The organism is Bacillus cereus group sp. MYBK227-1 (assembly GCF_051916325.1).
Classification (GTDB): domain Bacteria; phylum Bacillota; class Bacilli; order Bacillales; family Bacillaceae_G; genus Bacillus_A; species Bacillus_A cereus.
This window is the reverse complement of the sequence record NZ_JBQAGK010000014.1, coordinates 1-21,922: the sequence shown is the minus strand read 5'-3', so window position 1 is coordinate 21,922 and position 21,922 is coordinate 1. Positions and strand designations below refer to the sequence as shown.

Below are 21,922 nucleotides of genomic sequence, written 5' to 3'. Positions count from 1 at the left end.
ACTGGTTGTGAGTGGAATCATTACTATTTTAGGTTTAGGAGCTGGTGAATTAGATCAGCTAACGATGGGTGTATATCGAAAAATAAAAGAAGCAGACCATCTGTTTGTTAGAACGAAGGAACATCCAGTTATAGAAGAATTGGAGAAAGAAGGCGTACAATATACGTCTTTTGATGCTGTATATGAAGCGCATGATACGTTTGAAATTGTATATGAAACAATTGCGAATAAATTGCTAGAACAAGCTGAAGGTACAGAAATTATCTATGCTGTTCCCGGGCATCCACTTGTAGCAGAAAGAACAGTTCAGCTACTGTTAGAAAAAGGAGAAGTTTCAAATGTTGAAGTGCGAATTGAGGGTGGACAAAGTTTCCTTGATCCTATGTTTGCAAGTCTAAAGATTGATCCGATTGAAGGATTCCAATTACTTGATGCTACATCATTTGAAAGAGGGCAATTAGAACTGCGTCAACATTTAATCTTTTGCCAAGTATATGATGCATTCGTTGCATCTGATGTGAAATTAACATTAATGGAGATGTTACCAGATGATTATGAAGTGTATATCGTAACAGCTGCAGGAACTTCATTTGAACAAGTAAAGAAGGTACCGTTGTACATGTTAGATCATGAAACGGAATTGAATAATTTAACGAGTGTGTACGTGCCGCCAGTTCAGGAGCGTGCGTCCTTGTATCAACAGTTTGATGTTCTTAGAGAAATTATTGCGGAACTTCGTGGTCCAAATGGTTGTCCGTGGGATAAAAAGCAAACACATCAATCATTAAAGAAATATTTAATTGAGGAAGCTTATGAAGTGTTGGAAGCAATCGATGAAGAGGATGATGATCACTTAGTAGAAGAATTAGGTGATATATTATTACAAGTTATGCTTCATGCTCAAATCGGAGAAGATGAAGGTTGGTTCTCTATAGATGATATCATTCGAACTCTATCTGAGAAAATGGTTCGTCGCCATCCGCATGTGTTTGGAAATACGGATGTAAACAGCACTGATGAAGTGATTGCAAATTGGGAAGAAATTAAAAAACAAGAAAAAGGATTCGTGAAAGAATCTGTTTTAAATGGCGTTCCAAAAAGTTTGCCGCAGTTACTACGCGCCTATGAAATTCAGAAGAAAGCTGGTAAGGTTGGATTTGATTGGGTTGATGTGCAACCGATGATAGAGAAAGCTTTGGAAGAATGGCAAGAGTTCCAACAAGAGGTTACAAATATGGATGAGGAAAAGATGCTGGGTGAGTTTGGTGATTTACTATTTGCATTTGTTAATATAGCTCGTCATTACAAAATAGATCCAGAAGAGGCGTTACGTTCAACTAATGAGAAATTTACTGGTCGTTTTTTATACATGGAGGCAAAAGTAGCTGAAATGAATAAAGAGATGAAAGATTTATCATTAGAACAGTTAGATGTTTTATGGGAAGAAGCGAAACAAACAGAGCGTTAATAGGGGGATTTGATATGCGTCTAGATAAGTTTTTAAAAGTATCACGTTTAATTAAAAGAAGAACATTAGCGAAAGAAGTAGCTGATCAAGGAAGAATATCTATTAATGGTCAAGTGGCAAAAGCGAGTTCTGATGTGAAAGTAGCTGATGAATTAACAATTCGTTTTGGTCAAAAAATAGTGACTGTGAAAATAAATGAATTAAAAGAAACAACTAAAAAAGAAGATGCAGCAAATATGTATAGCTTAGTTCGTGAAGAAAAAGTAAAAGCGGAAGAAGGCTTGTTCTAAAATCATGTACCCCCTCATACATTACTATTAGCTAGTAAAAACCTATGGGGGGATTTACGTGAATAATGGTTACTCACCTACGTCTTCTAATCAACAAAATGTTTCTGTAGAGCATGACATTATTATGCGTGGCAGGCGTATAATCGATATTACCGGTGTGAAGCAGGTAGAGAGTTTTGATAGCGAAGAGTTTTTACTAGAGACCGTAATGGGTTTTTTAACGATTCGTGGTCAAAATTTACAAATGAAAAATTTAGATGTGGAAAAAGGTATTGTGTCGATTAAAGGGAAAGTTAATGAGATGCTGTATATTGATGAAAATCAAGGGGAAAAAACTAAAGGTTTCTTTAGTAAGTTGTTTAAATGAGCTTAACAATTCAGTTGTATACAATGCTTTCAATGATTGGGATGGGTGCTTGGATTGGAGCGTCTTTAGATACATATCAACGTTTTTTAAAGCGCCAAGAACGTAAACGTTGGCTTGTATTTATACATGATATATTATTTTGGATTGTCCAAGCATTATTCGTCTTTTATGTATTGCTTCTCGTAAATGAAGCTGAGCTACGTATATATGTGTTTTTGGCATTATTATGTGGTTTTGCGGCATATCAAAGCTTATTGAAGGCACTATACATGAAGCTGTTAAATTTTCTCATCTATATTTTTATGCAAACAACATATTTTTTTGTTCGAATTATACAGCTACTCATGATAAAACCTGTTATTATTATAGCGCAGCTATTTATTGCATTTATATTATTCTTATTTCGTATACTGCTTTCAATTGGACATGTGTTATGGAAAATGGTGATTTGGATATTACTTTTCATATGGAAAGTTTTTTTCTGGCCTGTTCGATTTATTGCTTCGCTCATATGGAAACTTCTCCCTAATCGTGTTAAACTTTTTATAGTGAAACATATAGGGTTCCTGCAATATATAGCAAAATTGAAGGGACATATCTTCCAACTATGGGAGCATATAAAAAAGAAGTTAGGGGGACCTCGGAAATGAGGGAACTGAGACAAAGAACAATCGAAAAACAGAGTCCAAATCCTGTTAAAGAGCATATAATACAAACGGATGAGAACAGGAAGCGACTTTATCGCCGTTTAGCGGTTTTTCTTGTCTTTACTTTTACAATTATTGCGAGTATTAGTGTAACGTTTTATCAACAAAACAGTTCCATTAAAGCAAAAGAAGCAAAAGTTAAGGACATGAAAAAAGAACTGGATTCATTAACGAATAAAGAAAAAAGTCTAAAAGACGAAGTTCAAAAGTTAAATGATGAAGAGTACGTATTAAAGATTGCTAGAAGGGATTATTTCTTCTCTGGTAAAGGGGAGATAATTTTTCCTGTTTCTAAGTAGAGTATGTCTTATTGACACTATATTTTAGGATTATATATAATAAAGTAAAATTTGACTTTTTAACCACTAAGGAGGAGCATTTTTTTTATGTCAATCGAGGTAGGCAGCAAGTTACAGGGTAAAGTAACAGGTATTACAAATTTTGGGGCTTTTGTGGAGCTGCCAGAGGGCTTAACGGGTCTTGTTCATATTAGTGAAGTTGCTGATAACTATGTAAAAGATATTAACGATCACTTAAAAGTGGGCGACCAAGTAGAAGTAAAAGTTATTAATGTTGAAAAAGATGGAAAGATTGGTTTATCTATCAAAAAAGCGAAAGAACGTGAAAAAACAGAAGGAGATCGTCCACGTGGTGAATACCAACGCGGTGGTGATCAACAACGTTCTGGACGTCCACAACGTAATAATCGCTCTTTCAACAGAGATAATCGCGGTGGCGGTAACGACCGAGCTCCGAAAGAAACATTTGAGCAAAAGATGGCACGCTTCTTAAAAGATAGCGAAGATCGTTTAACTTCTTTAAAGCGTAACACAGAGTCTAAACGTGGTGGCCGTGGCGCGCGTCGCGGATAATAAGGACGTTTAGTTTTTAACATATAGAGAGGTACCCAGAGTGATGGCTCAGGGTGCTTTTTTATATGTAAAAAATATTTTCAAAAAAGTTTTTGAGATGTGTTGACTTTAATCAGTATCTGATGTAAGATACTAATTGTCCGTTAAATAAGACGACATGGCGGTGTAGCTCAGCTGGCTAGAGCGTACGGTTCATACCCGTGAGGTCGGGGGTTCGATCCCCTCCGCCGCTATATTTAATTTAACGGCCCGTTGGTCAAGTGGTTAAGACACCGCCCTTTCACGGCGGTAACACGGGTTCGAATCCCGTACGGGTCATCTAAAAAGATCATGCAAATTTGCATGATCTTTTTTTGTTAAATAAATTAAGATATACAATACTTCTACAAAATCACCCTATATTTTCTGAATATTTAATTAAAATATCGAAAATAACTTACATACCCTGTATATCTGTAGAGTTATTTCGAATAAAAAGTCGAACGATTATAAAAGTGAAAACTGTTGTTTTGACAAAAAAACCAACAATCATCTTTTATAATGACAGTAATTAAACTATGCAGGTGGTGTTAAAAATATGCCTAAAGCAGGAAGGAATACTATGAATACAAGTGCATTGGCAATGAATGAGAGTCAGCTTGGTGGAATAAAGTGGACGAGTAAGTTGCGAATGAAATTTGAGCAAGTTTTCTTTAGATGGGGATTTATTATTGTTGTTATTGGTTTTCTTTTGGGACGAGCATATATATTAACAAATATTTTACCGTTTGCACTGCCATTTTTTGCTGCTGTTTATGTTATGAAGCGGGATAAGATGCCGCTAGCATTTTTAGCTCTAATGGGAGGAGCTCTTTCAGTATCGATAGATAATTTGTTTTTTACCTTTGCATCTATCTTTACCTTCTTCATTTATAATATCTTCTTTAGTCGATTTACACGTAAAACTGTTGGACTTGTTCCATTTCAAGTATTTATCTCCGCATTAACCGCACACTTAGTTGTTGTATATTTTGCGCAACAAACTGTCACCATGTACGATTTACTCGTTAGTACCATTGAGGCTGGACTTAGTTTTGTATTAACTATGATATTTTTACAAAGTGTCCCGCTTTTAGTGGAAAGGAAAGGAAAACAACAGGCATTAGAGACGGAAGAAATTGTTTGTTTGATTATATTACTAGCATCTGTTTTAACGGGTACAACAGATTGGTTTGTATATGATGCTTCTATTCAACATATTTTTACAAGGTATTTAGTGCTAGTATTTGCATTTATTGCGGGTGCTGCCACAGGGTCTACAGTGGGGGTTGTAACAGGACTAATATTAAGTTTAGCAAATGTGTCTAGCTTGTCTCAGCTTAGCCTTCTTGCTTTTTCTGGATTGCTTGGTGGATTGTTAAAAGAAGGAAAGCGTTTAGGTGTTAGTTTAGGTTTATTAATTGGGACAAGCTTAATTACATTATATGTAGACAAACAGACAAATATTGTAACAACTTTAATTGAGTCAGGTGTAGCGATTGTTATCTTCTTATTAACACCGAAGCTTGTTTTGGATCGTATTGCTAAATTTATGCCAGGTACACAAGAGCATTCGCAAGATCAACAACAATATTTAAGAAGGATGCGTGATGTTACAGCAAATAAAATCAACCAATTTGCAAATGTATTTGCTGCTTTATCTAATAGCTTTTCTGTATATGGGTATGTAGAGGAAGAAGATAAAGAGACAGAAGCAGATTTGTTTTTGAGTACAATTACTGCGAAAACATGTCAAACATGCTTTAAAAAGGATCAATGCTGGGTAGTGAATTTTGATAAAACGTACGATTATATGAAACAAATAATGAATGAAACGGAAGAAGGAACCCTGCAACATAATCGTAAATTAGTTCGTGAGTGGGACAAGCATTGTGTGAGAGGGAAAAAAGTGACGGATTTAGTAGCCGGTGAATTAGATCACTTCTATGAGGGACAAAAATTACGAAAACAAATGAAGGAAAATCGTAGAATAGTAGCGGAGCAACTATTAGGTGTATCAAAGGTTATGGAGGATTTTGCTAAGGAGATACAACGAGAGCGTGAAAATCATCAAGTGCAGGAAGAACAGATTATGCAAGCGTTCCGAGATTTTGGTGTTGAAGTAGAGCATGTTGATATTTATTGTTTAGATAGAGGAAGTATTGATATTGAAATGTTAATTCCAGTTGCATCTAATGAACATGGTGAGTGTGAAAAGTTAGTTGCACCGATGCTTTCAGATATCCTTAAAGAAAATATTGTCGTTAAACATGAAGAAAAGTCGTCTTATCCAAATGGCCACAGTTTAATATCATTTGGTTCGGCGAAGACGTATTCTCTTGATACAGGATTGGCTACAGCTGCAAAAGGCGGTGGATTTGTTTCGGGTGACTCTTATGCGATGATGGATTTAAGTGTTGGTAAATATGCACTTGCGATTAGTGATGGTATGGGTAATGGGCAAAGAGCTCATATGGAAAGTAAGGAAACGGTGAAATTATTACAAAAAATACTCCAATCAGGCATTGATGAAGAAATAGCAATTAAGTCTATCAATTCAATTCTTTCTTTGAGAACGACAGAAGAAATGTTTACGACATTAGATTTAGCTATGGTAGATTTGCGGGATGCGAGTGCAAGGTTTTTAAAGATTGGATCGACGCCGAGTTTTGTTAAACGCGCAAATAATATTTTGAAAATTGAAGCAAGTAATTTGCCGATGGGAATCATCGAAGATGTTGAAGTTGATGTGGTGGGTGAACAATTAAAAACGGGCGATATTCTTATTATGATGAGCGATGGGATTTTTGAAGGAGCACAGCATGTGGAGAATCATGAATTGTGGATGAAACGAAAAATTAAAGAATTGCAAACCGAAGACCCGCAAGAAATTGCTGATATCATTATGGAAGAAGTGATTCGCTCTTGTGATGGTTATATAAATGATGATATGACTATTGTAGTGGCAAAAGTGAAGAAAAATATGCCGAAGTGGGCTACGATTCCGATTGTAGGAATGCAGGCGCAGTAAAATGTAAGTGGAATGTTTATCTATAATTTGATTTTAAAAACCTAGGTGAATACCTAGGTTTTTTTGTGGGAAAAGGTAATGTTATTAATTTTGTGAATATACACGGAGGATGTAAGATAAAAATGTAATTTTTGTATATCTTTTTTTTGCACAATGTTTGTAAAAGTTGTACCATTGTAGACAAGGTGACTAAGGTTGCTGTTCTTGTTTAATGAAAGGTGATTGCGAAGTTGAAAGATACATTTGTTGAAAAAGTAGATGACTTTGTAAAGCAGCATGATGTATTAAAGAATGATTCAACAATTGTTGTGGGAGTTTCTGGTGGTCCTGACTCGTTAGCGCTTTTATATTATTTATTAGAAAAAAGAGCGGAAAAACAGTTGGAAATTGTAGTTGCTCATGTGGATCATATGTTTAGAGGTGATGAATCTTATGAGGATTTACAGTTTGTGCAGGGCCTTTGTGAAGAACTGGGAATTATTTGTGAAACGATAAGGATTAATGTATCACAATATCAACAGCAATACGGAATGAATGCACAGGTTGCTGCGAGAGAATGCAGATATGCATTTTTGGAAAGAATAATGAAGAAATATGATGCGAGATATGTTGCTCTTGGACATCATGGAGATGATCAAGTCGAGACAATTTTAATGCGTCTTGTAAGAGGGAGTACTCCGAAAGGATATGCAGGAATTGCAGTGAAGCGTCCTTTTCATAATGGATATTTAATTAGGCCGTTACTTGGCGTAACGAAGGAAGAAATTGTTGATTACTGTAATAAGCTAAATTTAATGCCACGTATAGATCCGAGTAATAAAAAGGAAGTATATACAAGGAATCGATTACGTAAATATGTCCTTCCTCATTTGAAAGAAGAAAATCCACAAATGCATGAGAAATTCCAAAAATTTAGCGTGCAGATGCAAGAGGATGAGGCTTATTTGCAGGAATTAGCTTTTGAGAAAATGAATAAAGTAATTACAAAAAAAAGTGATAAACAAATTAGCTTATCAATTCCTGCCTTTGAATCCATGTCTATGCCTTTACAAAGAAGAGGGATTCAACTAATATTAAACTATCTTTATGAATATAAGATTCCATCTTCTCTTTCTTCTATACATATTGACAAGTTGATTGAGTTTTTTAAGCGGACACAACCTTCAGGTTCACTTGATTTTCCGGGTGATTTGAAAATTGTTCGTTCATACGAGGAGTGTAGCTTTAGATTTAAACAAGAAATTGTCTCTCCTTTTTCACAAGATTTATTAGTACCCGGGACCATTACGCTATTGAACGGGGATGAATTTGTAACAGAGGTGAGCGAAGATATACCAAGTAACATGAATGAAACAGTATTTGTTGCTAAGTATAATGATATATCATATCCACTTCGTATTCGTTCTAGAGAAAATGGAGATCGCATGTCAATACAAGGTATGAATGGTACGAAAAAGATAAAAGCTATTTTTATCGAAGCGAAAGTACCGAAAGAAAAAAGAGAAGAATGGCCGGTCGTTTGTGATGCAAGTGGGACTATTATTTGGGTACCCTTGTTGAAACGATCTGCATTTGCAATTTCGAAAGAGATGGCAAAGAAGGATAAATATATGATTATTCACTACAAAAGCAAGGAGTCTTCCGGGAGGATAATGAAATGATGAATCAAGATATCGAAAAAGTATTAATTTCTGAAGAGCAAATACAAGAAAAGGTGCGCGAACTAGGTGCAATTATTGCAGAGGATTATAAAAACACAGTACCTCTTGCAATTGGTGTATTAAAAGGCGCAATGCCATTCATGGCAGATTTATTAAAGAGAACAGATACATATCTTGAAATGGATTTTATGGCTGTATCTAGTTACGGTCACTCTACAGTTTCAACAGGCGAAGTGAAAATTTTAAAAGATCTTGATACTTCTGTAGAAGGTCGCGATATTTTAATCGTCGAAGATATTATTGATAGTGGTCTTACACTAAGCTACTTAGTAGACTTATTCAAATATCGTAAAGCGAAGTCTGTAAAAATTGTTACATTATTAGATAAGCCAACAGGCCGTAAGGTTGATCTGAAAGCGGATTATGTTGGATTTACTGTTCCACATGAATTTGTAGTAGGATATGGATTAGATTATAAAGAGCAGTACCGTAATCTTCCTTATGTAGGCGTATTAAAACCAAGCGTTTACTCAAATTAATTAAATATAGGCTTCACAATTGTATAGGAAAGTTTTTCTATGTTACGATTTACTATAGTGTTTATGCCGTGAGAGGAGGTTAGGAATGAATCGTATCTTCCGTAATACCATCTTTTATTTACTGATATTCTTAGTAGTAATTGGAATCGTGAGCTATTTTAATGGTTCGACACAAAAAACGACATCAGTTAGCTACGACAAATTCATTACTAAACTAGAAAGCGGTGAAGTGCGTAATGTGCAACTTCAACCGAAAAATGGTGTATTTGAGGTAAAAGGACAATTTAATAACTCTAGCCAAGGAGAACAATTTGTTACTTATGCACCAAATACTGAGGAATTACAAAAGAAAATTAATGATAAAGCGAAAGGTGCCGAAGTTAAGTATCAACCAGCAGAAGAAACAAGTGCTTGGGTAACATTCTTTACTTCAATCATTCCATTTGTCATCATCTTCATTTTATTCTTCTTCTTATTAAACCAAGCTCAAGGCGGCGGTAGCCGTGTTATGAACTTCGGGAAAAGTAAGGCGAAGTTATATAATGATGAAAAGAAAAAAGTTCGTTTCAGAGATGTTGCTGGTGCGGATGAAGAGAAACAAGAACTTGTTGAGGTAGTTGAATTCTTGAAAGACCCTCGTAAGTTCTCTGAAGTTGGTGCTCGTATTCCAAAGGGTGTCCTATTAGTTGGACCTCCAGGTACAGGTAAAACTTTATTAGCACGTGCTGTTGCAGGTGAGGCTGGCGTTCCATTCTTCTCTATCAGTGGTTCTGACTTCGTAGAGATGTTTGTCGGTGTCGGTGCATCACGTGTACGTGATTTATTTGAAAATGCAAAGAAAAATGCTCCTTGTATCATTTTCATTGATGAAATTGATGCAGTAGGTCGTCAACGTGGCGCAGGTCTTGGTGGTGGTCATGATGAGCGTGAGCAAACATTGAACCAATTACTTGTTGAAATGGATGGATTCGGTGCAAACGAAGGTATTATTATCGTTGCTGCGACAAACCGTCCAGACATTCTTGACCCAGCGTTATTACGTCCAGGTCGTTTTGACCGTCAAATTACAGTAGATCGTCCAGATGTAAATGGCCGTGAAGCTGTACTGAAAGTACATGCGCGTAATAAACCACTTGATGAGCATATTAATTTAAGAGCGATTGCGACTCGTACACCAGGATTCTCTGGTGCGGATCTTGAAAACTTATTAAACGAAGCTGCTTTAGTAGCTGCACGTCAAGATAAGAAGAAAATTGATATGAGTGATATCGATGAAGCGACGGATCGTGTTATTGCAGGTCCAGCTAAGAAAAGTCGTGTTATCTCTGAAAAAGAACGTAATATCGTTGCTTTCCATGAAGCAGGTCATACTGTAATTGGTGTTGTTCTCGATGAAGCAGATGTCGTTCATAAAGTAACAATTGTCCCTCGTGGTCAGGCTGGTGGATATGCGGTAATGCTTCCGAAAGAAGATCGTTACTTCATGACGAAACCAGAGTTACTTGATAAAATCACTGGTTTACTTGGTGGCCGAGTAGCTGAGGAGATTGTATTTGGTGAAGTGAGTACAGGTGCTCATAATGACTTCCAACGTGCGACTGGTATTGCAAGACGTATGGTTACGGAATTTGGTATGAGTGACAAACTTGGACCGATGCAATTTGGTAGCTCGCAAGGTGGTCAAGTGTTCTTAGGAAGAGACTTCCACTCAGAACAAAACTATAGTGATGCGATTGCACATGAAATCGATATGGAAATGCAATCAATTATGAAAGAATGTTATGCTCGTGCAAAACAAATTCTTACTGAAAACCGTGATAAACTAGATATTATCGCACAAACGTTACTTGAAGTAGAAACATTAGATGCAGAGCAAATCAATCATTTATGTGATTACGGCAGATTGCCAGAACGTCCAACATCTTCAGATGATGTGAAAGTAAACATCAACATGAAGAAAGACGATGAAGATAAAGAAGATAAGTAAGAAGTGAAGGAGTGACTATCGTCACTCCTTTTTTGTTTGTTAAAATCTTTGTTAATTACTATTGAGAACTTAGTGGATAAAGTAATTTAAGTAAAACTAGTATTAAAAATTGAAATAGAGAGCAATCTTTTTGTAAAATGATGAGGGTAGGAAAGCTGATTATATAAGTATGTGTGATATGATGTTTTTATAAGTTTTATACATACTGCACAAATATAGATTAAATAAGATAAGTGGTGAGAATATGATTTTTGTATTGGATGTAGGGAACACAAATGCTGTACTAGGTGTGTTTGAAGAGGGGGAACTTCGTCAGCATTGGCGCATGGAAACAGATCGTCATAAGACAGAAGATGAATATGGAATGCTTGTAAAGCAATTGCTTGAGCATGAGGGTCTTTCGTTTGAAGATGTGAAAGGTATTATTGTGTCTTCAGTCGTACCACCAATTATGTTTGCTTTAGAGCGCATGTGTGAAAAATATTTTAAAATTAAACCGCTTGTAGTAGGGCCTGGGATAAAAACAGGACTAAATATTAAATATGAAAATCCGCGTGAAGTAGGCGCAGACCGAATTGTAAATGCAGTAGCAGGAATCCACTTATATGGAAGTCCGCTCATTATTGTTGATTTTGGTACGGCTACTACATATTGTTATATTAACGAAGAAAAACATTATATGGGTGGAGTTATTACGCCAGGAATTATGATTTCAGCAGAGGCTTTATATAGCAGAGCAGCAAAACTTCCTCGTATCGAAATTACAAAACCAAGCAGTGTTGTTGGGAAAAATACAGTAAGTGCGATGCAATCTGGTATTCTTTATGGTTATGTTGGACAAGTGGAAGGTATTGTTAAGCGTATGAAAGAAGAAGCTAGACAAGAACCTAAAGTTATTGCAACAGGTGGATTGGCAAAATTAATTTCCGAAGAATCGAATGTAATTGATATTGTAGATCCGTTTTTAACGTTAAAAGGTTTGTATATGTTATATGAACGTAATGCAAATTTACAGCATGAGAAAGGTGAATAAATACGTATGAAAGATTATTTAGTAAAAGCGTTAGCATTTGATGGAGAAGTGCGTGCGTATAGTGTGCGTACAACAAATACAGTAAGTGAGGCGCAAAGACGTCATGATACATGGAGAACAGCTTCAGCGGCACTAGGGCGTTCTTTGACTGCGGGTACAATGATGGGCGCAATGTTAAAGGGCGAGCAAAAGTTAACGATTAAGGTAGAAGGTAACGGTCCAATTGGCCCTATCTTAGTAGATGCTCATGCAAATGGAGATGTACGTGGTTATGTAACGAATCCGCATGTTGATTTTGAAGGAACAGAACAAGGGAAGTTACGTGTATATCAAGCGGTAGGTACAGAGGGGTTTGTAACTGTAATTAAAGATATTGGAATGCGTGAGCCGTTTATTGGTCAATCTCCAATCGTTTCAGGAGAATTAGGAGAAGACTTTACGTATTATTTTGCAGTTTCTGAACAAACGCCTTCTTCTGTAGGTGTTGGTGTTCTTGTAAATGGAGATGATAGCATATTAGCGGCAGGTGGATTCATCCTTCAAATTATGCCGGGTGCGCAAGATGAAACGATTTCATTTATTGAAGACCGTTTACAAAAGATTCCACCTGTATCAACGTTGATTGAACAAGGTCTTTCTCCGGAAGAGCTACTATATGCAGTTCTTGGAGAAGATAAAGTAAAAGTATTAGAAACAATGGATGTTCAATTTAATTGCACATGCTCACGCGAGCGTATTGAGAGTGTATTAATTAGTTTAGGTAAAACAGAGTTAGAGCAAGTTCGTGAAGAAGAGGAAGAGACAGAAGTTCACTGTCATTTCTGTAATGAACGATACAAGTTCTCTAAAGAAGATATTACAAATTTAATCGAGAATTTGTAATAAGGGAATTAAGAGGAGCAATCCTCCAAATGAATTGACAAACAGGGAATTTTCTGACAAAATCTAAATATAGATAAAACCAATAAAAATACTCGGTGTTAGGAGTGACAGGAATGCGAGTGGCACAATCAGTTTCAGAATTAATCGGGAAAACGCCGATCGTTAAGTTGAACCGCATCGTAGAATCAGACAGCGCAGATATATACTTAAAATTAGAATTTATGAATCCGGGGAGTAGTGTTAAAGATCGTATCGCATTAGCTATGATTGAAGATGCTGAAAAAAAGGGATTATTAAAAGAGGGCGATACAATCATTGAGCCGACAAGTGGTAACACAGGAATTGGTTTAGCGATGGTAGCGGCTGCTAAAGGATATAATGCAATCTTAGTAATGCCAGAAACAATGAGTATTGAGCGTCGTAATTTATTACGTGCTTACGGTGCGGAATTAGTATTGACTCCAGGGCCTGAAGGAATGGGTGGAGCAATTCGTAAAGCGACTGAATTAGCAAAAGAACATGGCTACTTTATACCACAACAGTTCAAAAACCAATCGAATCCAGAAATTCACCGTTTAACAACAGGTCCAGAAATTATTGAACAAATGGGCGACCAATTAGATGCGTTTATTGCAGGTATTGGTACAGGTGGAACGATTACTGGTGCTGGTGAAGTACTGAAGGAAGCGTATAAAGATATTAAAATTTATGCAGTAGAACCTGCAGATTCACCAGTATTATCTGGTGGGAAGCCAGGTCCACATAAAATCCAAGGAATTGGGGCGGGATTTGTTCCGGAGACGTTGGATGTAGAAGTATATGATGAAATTATTCAAGTGAAAACAGAGCAAGCATTTGAATATGCGAGAAGAGTGGCTAAAGAGGAAGGTATTTTAGTTGGTATCTCTTCAGGCGCAGTTATTTATGCAGCAACAGAAGTTGCGAAAAAGTTAGGTAAAGGGAAAAAGGTACTTGTTATTATCCCGAGTAACGGTGAACGTTATTTAAGTACACCACTTTATCAATTTGAATCCTAATTAAATGCGATTGAAAAAGCATCCTTGAAAAAGGGTGCTTTTTCTTTTGGGATTGGAAATAGGAAAAGAGTGAATGACTAGAAAACTTCATGTAAAATAAGAGGTAGTATAATTAAATTATTTTCACTAGCCTTCGAGTATAATCAATCTCTATATAAATAACTTATGTAGTTTGAGCTGGTTTATCTAAGAGGGTGGGATAAAAGAAGACGGGGTGTTGATATGCAACGAAGAAAATCTTTAGCGCTTTCTATTCCATATCAGTTAGATTTCTTTAAGCAATATAAATTTCTTTCTCAGGGTAAATCGCAACATATTTTGTTAGAAAGCGGCCGTGGCGGTCGTTATAATATTGTAGGGCTGAACCCAGTAGCGGTAATTCGAGGGAAGGATGAAACGTTACATATAAGTGAAAGTGGTAAGGAAACAATAAAACGAGGGAATCCGTTAGATTTAATGCAAGAATATATGGAACAATGGAAGACGGACTATAACCCAGAGTATCCGCCTTTTCAAGGTGGTGCAATTGGCTATTTCAGTTATGACTGTATCCGTTATATTGAAAAGCTGCCTTCTCTTGCGGAAGATGATATTAATATACCTGACATCTTCTTTTTATTATTTGATGACGTATTTGTCTATGATCAAAAAGAACAAGTGTTATGGGTTATTACGCATTATATAGATAAATATGAAGAGGCGAAAGAACGGCTAAATGAGTGGAAGAGTCTTTGGATGACAGAAGCGCCTGAAGTGACCGTGCCCTTTGAAAGTCCTGAAAAGAAAAGTGAAGCAGTTGCTTTTACTGAAGCCAGCTTTATGAAGGCAGTTGAATGTATTCAAGAATATATTGGGGCGGGTGATGTGTTCCAAGTAAACTTGTCGACGAGACAAGAAAGAACGTTACAGACACACCCACTAGAAATTTATACAAGTCTTCGTGAGATTAATCCATCTCCATATATGGGTTACCTGGAGCTTGGGGATTTTCAAATTGTTAGTGGATCGCCAGAGTTGTTAATTAAGAAACAAGGAACTGAAGTAAGTACAAGACCGATTGCTGGAACGAGATCTAGAGGCGCGGATGAGCAAGAGGATGAAGAATTAGCAAGAGAATTAATTGAGAACGAAAAAGAAAGAGCAGAGCATGTAATGCTTGTGGATTTAGAAAGAAATGATTTAGGACGTGTTTGTAAATATGGCACTGTAGAAGTAGATGAATTTATGGTAATTGAGAAATACTCACATGTTATGCATATTGTTTCTAATGTGCGTGGTGAGGTGGAAGAAGATAAAGATGCTTTTGATTTAGTGAAGGCTGTATTCCCTGGGGGAACAATTACTGGTGCCCCAAAAATACGTACGATGGAAATTATTGAGGAATTAGAACCTGTTCGAAGAGGGATTTATACAGGTTCAATCGGTTGGATTGGTTATTCTGGAGATACAGAATTGAATATTGTAATTAGAACACTTCTTGCTAAAGATGGAAAAGCTCATGTACAAGCAGGGGCGGGAATTGTAATTGATTCAAATCCGGAAAATGAATATAAAGAGTCGTTAAAAAAGGCGATTGCTTTATGGCGTGCAAAAGAACGTAGCGAAGAAACGGTTAGGTGAGAGAAATGATATTAATGATTGATAATTATGATTCTTTTACATTTAATTTAGTGCAGTTTCTTGGAGAACTTGGACAAGAGCTCGTTGTTAAACGTAACGATGAAGTGACCATTTCAGATATTGAGAATATGAAACCAGATTTTCTAATGATTTCTCCAGGCCCATGTAGTCCTAATGAAGCTGGGATTAGTATGGAAGCTATTAAATACTTTGCTGGAAAGACTCCGATTTTTGGTGTTTGTCTAGGGCATCAATCTATTGCACAAGTGTTTGGGGGAGAGGTTGTCCGTGCAGAGCGATTAATGCATGGAAAAACGTCGCTTATGCATCACGATGGAAAGACGATTTTTTCGGATATTCCTAATCCGTTTAATGCGACGCGCTATCATTCCCTTATTGTTAAGAAAGAGAAGTTACCCGATTGCTTAGAGGTAACATCTTGGACAGAGGAAGGGGAAATTATGGCACTTCGTCATAAGACATTGCCGATAGAGGGTGTGCAATTCCATCCAGAATCTATTATGACTTCTCATGGGAAAGAGCTGTTGCAGAATTTCATTCGTAAATACAGTCCAAGTGCGACATTATGTTAATTTACGTAAATGGTCAGTATGTAGAAGCAAGTGAAGCGAGAATTTCTCCTTATGATCATGGTTATTTATATGGTCTTGGAGTTTTTGAAACGTTTCGTATTTATAATGGTCATCCTTTCTTATTGGATGATCATTATAACCGTTTAATAGAGGCGCTGGATACATTGCAAATTAAATGGACAATGACAAAAAATGATGTGATGCTTATTTTGAAAGATTTACTCGCTAAGAATGAATTGAAGCATGCATATGTACGTTTTAATGTATCGGCGGGTATAGATGAAATAGGATTACAAACGGAAATGTATGAAGAGCCTTCTGTTATTGTTTTTATAAAACCTTTAACAGCTCCAGGGGATGTAGTGGAAAAAGAAGGTGTTATTCTAAAACAAGTGCGAAATACACCGGAAGGGACATTTCGCCTGAAGTCTCATCACTATTTAAATAATATTTTAGGGAAGCGTGAAATTGGAAATGTTGTGAGTAAGGAAGGTATTTTCCTCACTGAAGCAGGTTATGTTGCAGAGGGCATTGTTTCGAATCTATTTTTTGTGAAAGGTGATGTTTTATATACACCTTCGTTAGAGACAGGGATTTTAAATGGTATCACTCGTGCGTTTATTATAAAGAGTGCTGAAGAATTAAATATAGAAGTAAAGGAAGGTTTCTTTACAAAAGATGAGCTACTTTCAGCGGATGAAGTCTTCGTAACAAACTCCATTCAAGAAATTGTTCCGCTTTATCGTATAGAAGCGCAGGATTTCCCGGGTAAAGTAGGAGTGGTTACAAAAAGTTTAATGTACCTTTATGGAATGCAAAGAGAGAAATTATGGAGCAGAAATGAATTACGAAGAGGAGATGTGTAGTTTGAAGTGGGATTATGATTTGCGCTGCGGCGAATATACATTGAATTTAAATGAAAAAACATTAATTATGGGGATTTTAAATGTAACACCAGATTCGTTTTCTGATGGTGGGAGTTACAACGAGGTAGATGCTGCGGTACGTCACGCAAAAGAAATGCAAGGTCAAGGTGCTCATATTATTGATATTGGTGGCGAATCTACTCGCCCAGGTTTTGCTAAAGTATCAGTAGAAGAAGAAATAAAGCGAGTTGTCCCGATGATTCAAGCAGTTTCAAAAGAAGTAAAATTGCCTATATCTATCGATACATATAAAGCTGAAGTTGCAAAGCAAGCAATTGAGGCTGGTGCTCATATTATTAATGATATTTGGGGAGCGAAGGCGGAGCCAAAAATTGCTGAAGTCGCAGCTCATTATGATGTACCCATCATTTTAATGCATAACCGCGATAATATGAATTATCGTAATTTAATGGCGGATATGATTGCTGATTTGTATGACAGTATTAAAATTGCTAAAAATGCTGGTGTGCCAGATGAGAATATTATTTTAGATCCAGGTATCGGTTTTGCTAAAACACCTGAGCAGAACTTAGAGGCGATGCGTAATTTAGAACAGTTAAATGTGCTAGGTTATCCGGTTCTCTTAGGTACTTCGAGAAAGTCCTTTATTGGGCACGTATTAGATTTGCCAGTGGAGGAACGTCTTGAGGGAACAGGAGCTACCGTTTGTCTTGGTATTGAAAAGGGCTGTGAGTTTGTTCGTGTCCATGATGTGAAAGAAATGGCGCGTATGGCTAAAATGATGGATGCGATGATTGGTAAGGGGGTAAGGTAATTGGATAAAATTTATATCCATGATATGGAGTTTTATGGTTATCATGGTGTGTTCCCAGAGGAGAATAAATTAGGTCAGAGATTTAAAGTTGACTTAACGGTGGAGTTGGATTTAAAGCGTGCAGGGGAAAGTGATGACTTAGAGCATTCGGTCAATTATGGAGAGCTTTTCGAATTATGTAGAAAAGTTGTTGAGGATAGAAAGTATAAGCTTGTGGAGAGTATCGCTGAAAATATTGCTGCAGATATATTAAAACAATATGAAAGTATTTCACGCTGTACAATTAAGGTAATTAAGCCGGATCCACCGATACCGGGTCATTATCGTGCTGTAGCAGTAGAAATTACGAGAGAACGTCCATGAACAATATAGCTTACATTGCATTAGGGTCAAATATTGGAGAGCGTTATACGTATCTAACTGAAGCGATTCAGTTTTTAAATAAAAATCCTTATATTCAGGTTGATGATATTTCATCTGTATATGAAACTGAGCCAGTTGGCTATACTGACCAAAGTTGCTTTTTAAATTTAGTTATAAAAATTTCTACCAATTTATCACCACAAGAGTTATTGAAAGTAACACAAAAAGTAGAAAATGACCTAGGAAGAAAAAGGGAAATTAGGTGGGGGCCGAGGACTATCGACCTTGACATTTTACTTTATAATCAAGAGAATATTGAAGCAGAGAATCTTATTGTTCCGCATCCGCGGATGTTTGAAAGAGCTTTTGTTATCGTTCCGTTGTTAGAGATTAATCAAGACATAAAACAAAACATTTCACGTTCACAAATAGAAGAAATGAAAAGGCGAGAGGGAGTAACGGTATGGAAGCAGAAAAATGGGGAAGACGCATTCGTGCTTTTCGAAAGCTAAAAGGCTATACACAAGAAGGTTTTGCTAAAGAACTAGGGGTATCTGTATCTGTTTTAGGTGAGGTTGAGAGAGGGAATAGATCGCCTTCTCAAGATTTTGTAGTAGAAGTTGCTAAGGCATTAAATGTTTCGATAGAGGAATTAATGCCAAAGTGATTGTACAGGAAGGAGTAGGTTGATTGTTAAAGATTGCAAATATCGAGATGAAAAATCCGGTTGTACTAGCACCGATGGCGGGAGTGTGTAACTCTGCATTCCGTTTAACAGTAAAAGAATTTGGTGCCGGCTTAGTTTGTGCTGAAATGGTAAGTGATAAGGCAATATTACTTAATAATAAAAGAACATTAGATATGTTATATATCGACGAGAGAGAAAAGCCATTAAGTTTACAAATTTTTGGTGGAGAGAAAGAAACTCTTGTAGATGCTGCGAAATATGTAGATAAATATACGACAGCAGACATAATTGATATTAATATGGGTTGTCCAGTGCCGAAAATCGTTAAATGTGATGCGGGGGCAAGGTGGCTTTTAGATCCGAATAAAATATATGAAATGGTAGCAGCGGTTGTAGATGCTGTTGAAAAGCCGGTTACAGTTAAAATGCGTATCGGTTGGGATGAAGAACATATTTTCGCAATAGAAAATGCTAGGGCTGTTGAGCGTGCTGGTGGCCAAGCTGTGGCGGTTCACGGACGTACACGAGTGCAAATGTATGAAGGAAAAGCGGATTGGGATATTATTAAACAAGTAAAACAATCTGTAAATATCCCGGTTATCGGAAATGGTGATGTCGCAACGCCGCAAGATGCAAAGCGTATGCTTGATGAAATTGGTGTAGATGGTGTTATGATTGGTCGTGCGGCTCTTGGAGATCCGTGGATGATTTATCGTACGGTAAAGTATTTGGAGACGGGTGAATTAATGCCGGAACCAACAGTGCGCGAGAAAATTGATGTATGTATGTTACATCTAGATCGTCTTATTGACTTAAAGAACGAAAGTGTCGCTGTAAGAGAGATGAGAAAACATGCAGCTTGGTATTTAAAAGGTGTTCGTGGTAATGCGAGTGTACGTAATGGTATTAATGCTTGTAACACACGGGAAGACCTTGCGAATGTGTTAGGTACATTTGTAGAAGAAGTGGAAGCGAAACAACAAACAATTTACGTTGGTTAATAATGGACATAGGAGATTGACATTCTTCTATACACTTCCTATAATTACGTGAAAGAAAGAAGAGCTGCCAGTTAGTTGCTGGCAGTTTTTCTAGTTGAGTAGAAAATGCTATACTGTATATATTGTAAAATTAAATAGAGCTGGAGTGATATCAATATCATGGATAACATGAACCACGAAGAATTAAACGACCAATTGATTGTTCGTCGTGAAAAGCTACATAATTTACGTGAACAAGGAATTGACCCGTTCGGTAAAAGATTTGAACGCACAAATTCAACAACTGATTTAGTGAGTCTATATGGAGAGTTCTCTAAGGAAGAATTAGAGGAGAAGGAAATCGCTGTTTCTATCGCTGGTCGTATTATGACAAAACGCGGAAAAGGGAAAGCTGGATTTGCACACGTTCAAGATTTACATGGACAAGTTCAAATTTATGTTCGTAAAGATGCTGTTGGAGATGACGAGTACGAATTATTTAAAACAGCAGATTTAGGTGATTTAGTAGGTATTGAAGGTAAAGTGTTCAAAACAAACGTTGGAGAACTTTCAGTAAAAGCAACAGGCTTTACGCTATTAACGAAATCTCTTCGTCCATTACCAGATAAATACCATGGATTAAAAGATGTTGAACAACGCTACCGTCAACGTTACTTAGACTTAATTACAAGTATGGAAAGTCGTGAAACGTTCGTTACTCGTAGTAAAATCATTCGTGAGATGAGAAGATACCTAGATGACAACGGTTATCTTGAAGTGGAAACACCTATGATGCATGCAATTGCAGGTGGAGCTTCTGCGCGTCCTTTCACTACACATCATAATGCGTTAGATATGGAATTATATATGCGTATCGCAATTGAGCTACATTTAAAGCGTCTTATTGTAGGTGGTTTGGAAAAAGTATATGAGATCGGCCGTGTATTCCGTAATGAGGGTGTATCAACTCGTCATAACCCTGAGTTTACGATGATTGAATTATATGAAGCATACGCTGATTATAAAGATATTATGAAGTTAACAGAAGATATGGTTGCTCATATCGCGAAAAAAGTACTGGGTACAACAACAATCCAGTATGGTGATTATGAAATTAATCTAGAACCAGAATGGACACGTCTTCATATGGTAGATGCGATTAAGCAATACTCTGGAGCTGATTTCTGGAATCCGATGAGTGTAGAAGAAGCACGTGAGCTTGCAAAAGAACATAATGTAGAAATTAAAGATACAATGGAAGTTGGTCATATTATAAATGAATTCTTCGAACAAAAAGTAGAAGATAAATTAATCCAACCAACATTTATTTACGGTCATCCGGTAGAAATCTCGCCGCTTGCGAAAAAGAATGATGAAGATCCAAGATTTACAGATCGTTTCGAATTATTTATCGTTGCGCGTGAACATGCAAATGCATTCACTGAGTTAAATGATCCAATCGATCAAAAAGAACGTTTTGAAGCGCAATTAAAAGAGCGCGAACAAGGTAATGATGAAGCTCATATGATGGATGACGATTATATTGAAGCTCTTGAGTACGGTATGCCTCCTACGGGTGGATTAGGAATCGGTATTGATCGTCTAGTTATGTTATTAACAAATGCACCATCTATTCGTGATGTATTATTATTCCCTGCTATGCGCCATAAACAAGACTAAGCTTTGGAGATTTCTCCAAAGCTTTTTTATTTGAGCATGAGTTGCGTGGGTATAGTAAATCTTGATAGTGCGAGAAATTATATTTATATAGAAGAAATGTGCTGTTTTTATACTTTTTTACTAAGTTAAAAATTTTATTAGAAAAACTATTGCATTTTAATAATCAAACTGGTATATTTATATTCGTTGCCACGAAAGGTAACAAACAAAACAAACGAAAAACAACTTATTGAAAAAAGTTGTTGACGAAAATATAACGAAATGTTATATTGATAAAGTCGCTTCTGAGCGACGAAGTAGTTCTTTGAAAACTGAACGAAACAAACAACGTGAAACGTCAATTTTTATTTTAGATGCTAGACAAACTAACTTTATTGGAGAGTTTGATCCTGGCTCAGGATGAAC

The 21,922-nt window shown here is 36.6% G+C and carries 22 protein-coding genes and 2 tRNA genes; all 24 read left to right on the top strand.

The window, feature by feature from the left end; genetic code table 11:
• The first annotated feature begins 7 nt into the window (after positions 1-7).
• The 24 genes from mazG to lysS all read left to right on the top strand — a co-directional run bounded on the left by mazG (position 8) and on the right by lysS (position 21,517).
• A complete protein-coding gene (mazG, locus tag ACTFRM_RS29925; protein WP_440043826.1) occupies positions 8-1,468 on the top strand; it encodes a nucleoside triphosphate pyrophosphohydrolase in 1,461 nt (486 codons plus the stop codon).
• Between the two features lie 14 nt (positions 1,469-1,482).
• On the top strand, positions 1,483-1,758 hold the full coding sequence (locus ACTFRM_RS29920; RefSeq protein WP_001234876.1) for an RNA-binding S4 domain-containing protein: 276 nt from the start codon (positions 1,483-1,485) through the stop codon (positions 1,756-1,758).
• A 58-nt stretch (positions 1,759-1,816) separates the two neighbouring features.
• Entirely contained in the window at positions 1,817-2,125 is a 309-nt protein-coding gene (yabP, locus tag ACTFRM_RS29915) for a sporulation protein YabP (protein ID WP_001059104.1), read from the top strand.
• Complete coding sequence (gene yabQ, locus ACTFRM_RS29910; RefSeq protein ID WP_000059772.1) at positions 2,122-2,775, top strand: spore cortex biosynthesis protein YabQ; 654 nt, start codon at positions 2,122-2,124, stop codon at positions 2,773-2,775. The genes yabP and yabQ overlap by 4 nt, the downstream gene beginning before the upstream one ends.
• On the top strand, positions 2,772-3,131 hold the full coding sequence (gene divIC, locus ACTFRM_RS29905; RefSeq protein WP_001208739.1) for a cell division protein DivIC: 360 nt from the start codon (positions 2,772-2,774) through the stop codon (positions 3,129-3,131). The genes yabQ and divIC overlap by 4 nt, the downstream gene beginning before the upstream one ends.
• Positions 3,132-3,218: 87 nt before the next feature.
• A complete protein-coding gene (locus tag ACTFRM_RS29900; RefSeq protein WP_000021451.1) occupies positions 3,219-3,704 on the top strand; it encodes a S1 domain-containing RNA-binding protein in 486 nt (161 codons plus the stop codon).
• A 159-nt stretch (positions 3,705-3,863) separates the two neighbouring features.
• A tRNA-Met gene (locus ACTFRM_RS29895) sits at positions 3,864-3,937 on the top strand.
• A gap of 13 nt (positions 3,938-3,950) precedes the next feature.
• Positions 3,951-4,022, top strand: a tRNA-Glu gene (locus ACTFRM_RS29890).
• A gap of 259 nt (positions 4,023-4,281) precedes the next feature.
• On the top strand, positions 4,282-6,753 hold the full coding sequence (spoIIE, locus tag ACTFRM_RS29885) for a stage II sporulation protein E (RefSeq protein WP_001123552.1): 2,472 nt from the start codon (positions 4,282-4,284) through the stop codon (positions 6,751-6,753).
• Positions 6,754-6,983: 230 nt separating this feature from the next.
• A complete protein-coding gene (tilS, locus tag ACTFRM_RS29880; RefSeq protein WP_000655463.1) occupies positions 6,984-8,414 on the top strand; it encodes a tRNA lysidine(34) synthetase TilS in 1,431 nt (476 codons plus the stop codon).
• Complete coding sequence (hpt, locus tag ACTFRM_RS29875) at positions 8,411-8,953, top strand: hypoxanthine phosphoribosyltransferase (RefSeq protein WP_000981842.1); 543 nt, start codon at positions 8,411-8,413, stop codon at positions 8,951-8,953. The genes tilS and hpt overlap by 4 nt, the downstream gene beginning before the upstream one ends.
• 85 nt (positions 8,954-9,038) lie before the next feature.
• The gene (gene ftsH / locus ACTFRM_RS29870) at positions 9,039-10,940 is read left to right on the top strand and encodes an ATP-dependent zinc metalloprotease FtsH (RefSeq protein ID WP_001079674.1); all 1,902 of its coding nucleotides are present in this window, start codon (positions 9,039-9,041) and stop codon (positions 10,938-10,940) included.
• A 244-nt stretch (positions 10,941-11,184) separates the two neighbouring features.
• Positions 11,185-11,973, top strand: a complete 789-nt coding sequence (locus ACTFRM_RS29865; RefSeq protein WP_000578368.1) for a type III pantothenate kinase — start codon at positions 11,185-11,187, stop codon at positions 11,971-11,973.
• Positions 11,974-11,979: 6 nt separating this feature from the next.
• On the top strand, positions 11,980-12,855 hold the full coding sequence (gene hslO, locus ACTFRM_RS29860) for a redox-regulated molecular chaperone HslO (protein WP_000656372.1): 876 nt from the start codon (positions 11,980-11,982) through the stop codon (positions 12,853-12,855).
• A 113-nt stretch (positions 12,856-12,968) separates the two neighbouring features.
• Entirely contained in the window at positions 12,969-13,892 is a 924-nt protein-coding gene (cysK, locus tag ACTFRM_RS29855) for a cysteine synthase A (protein WP_001261712.1), read from the top strand.
• A 222-nt stretch (positions 13,893-14,114) separates the two neighbouring features.
• A complete protein-coding gene (pabB, locus tag ACTFRM_RS29850) occupies positions 14,115-15,512 on the top strand; it encodes an aminodeoxychorismate synthase component I (protein ID WP_001189717.1) in 1,398 nt (465 codons plus the stop codon).
• A 5-nt stretch (positions 15,513-15,517) separates the two neighbouring features.
• Positions 15,518-16,105, top strand: coding sequence for an aminodeoxychorismate/anthranilate synthase component II (gene pabA / locus ACTFRM_RS29845; protein WP_173601080.1), 588 nt, complete (start codon positions 15,518-15,520; stop codon positions 16,103-16,105).
• Positions 16,099-16,971: an aminodeoxychorismate lyase gene (pabC, locus tag ACTFRM_RS29840; protein ID WP_000909884.1), complete on the top strand. Its 873-nt coding sequence runs from the start codon at positions 16,099-16,101 to the stop codon at positions 16,969-16,971. Before pabA ends, pabC begins: the two co-directional genes overlap by 7 nt.
• The gene (folP, locus tag ACTFRM_RS29835; RefSeq protein ID WP_002164656.1) at positions 16,946-17,806 is read left to right on the top strand and encodes a dihydropteroate synthase; all 861 of its coding nucleotides are present in this window, start codon (positions 16,946-16,948) and stop codon (positions 17,804-17,806) included. Before pabC ends, folP begins: the two co-directional genes overlap by 26 nt.
• Entirely contained in the window at positions 17,807-18,169 is a 363-nt protein-coding gene (gene folB / locus ACTFRM_RS29830) for a dihydroneopterin aldolase (RefSeq protein ID WP_000358062.1), read from the top strand.
• Positions 18,166-18,681 carry a 2-amino-4-hydroxy-6-hydroxymethyldihydropteridine diphosphokinase gene (gene folK, locus ACTFRM_RS29825; protein WP_173601081.1) on the top strand — a complete coding sequence of 172 codons (516 nt, stop codon included), beginning with the start codon at positions 18,166-18,168 and terminating at the stop codon, positions 18,679-18,681. Before folB ends, folK begins: the two co-directional genes overlap by 4 nt.
• Complete coding sequence (locus ACTFRM_RS29820) at positions 18,633-18,836, top strand: helix-turn-helix domain-containing protein (protein WP_000387031.1); 204 nt, start codon at positions 18,633-18,635, stop codon at positions 18,834-18,836. The genes folK and ACTFRM_RS29820 overlap by 49 nt, the downstream gene beginning before the upstream one ends.
• Positions 18,837-18,859: 23 nt before the next feature.
• Positions 18,860-19,858, top strand: coding sequence for a tRNA dihydrouridine synthase DusB (dusB, locus tag ACTFRM_RS29815; RefSeq protein WP_000912251.1), 999 nt, complete (start codon positions 18,860-18,862; stop codon positions 19,856-19,858).
• A gap of 159 nt (positions 19,859-20,017) precedes the next feature.
• Positions 20,018-21,517 carry a lysine--tRNA ligase gene (lysS, locus tag ACTFRM_RS29810; protein ID WP_000369668.1) on the top strand — a complete coding sequence of 500 codons (1,500 nt, stop codon included), beginning with the start codon at positions 20,018-20,020 and terminating at the stop codon, positions 21,515-21,517.
• Positions 21,518-21,922 lie beyond the last annotated feature (405 nt).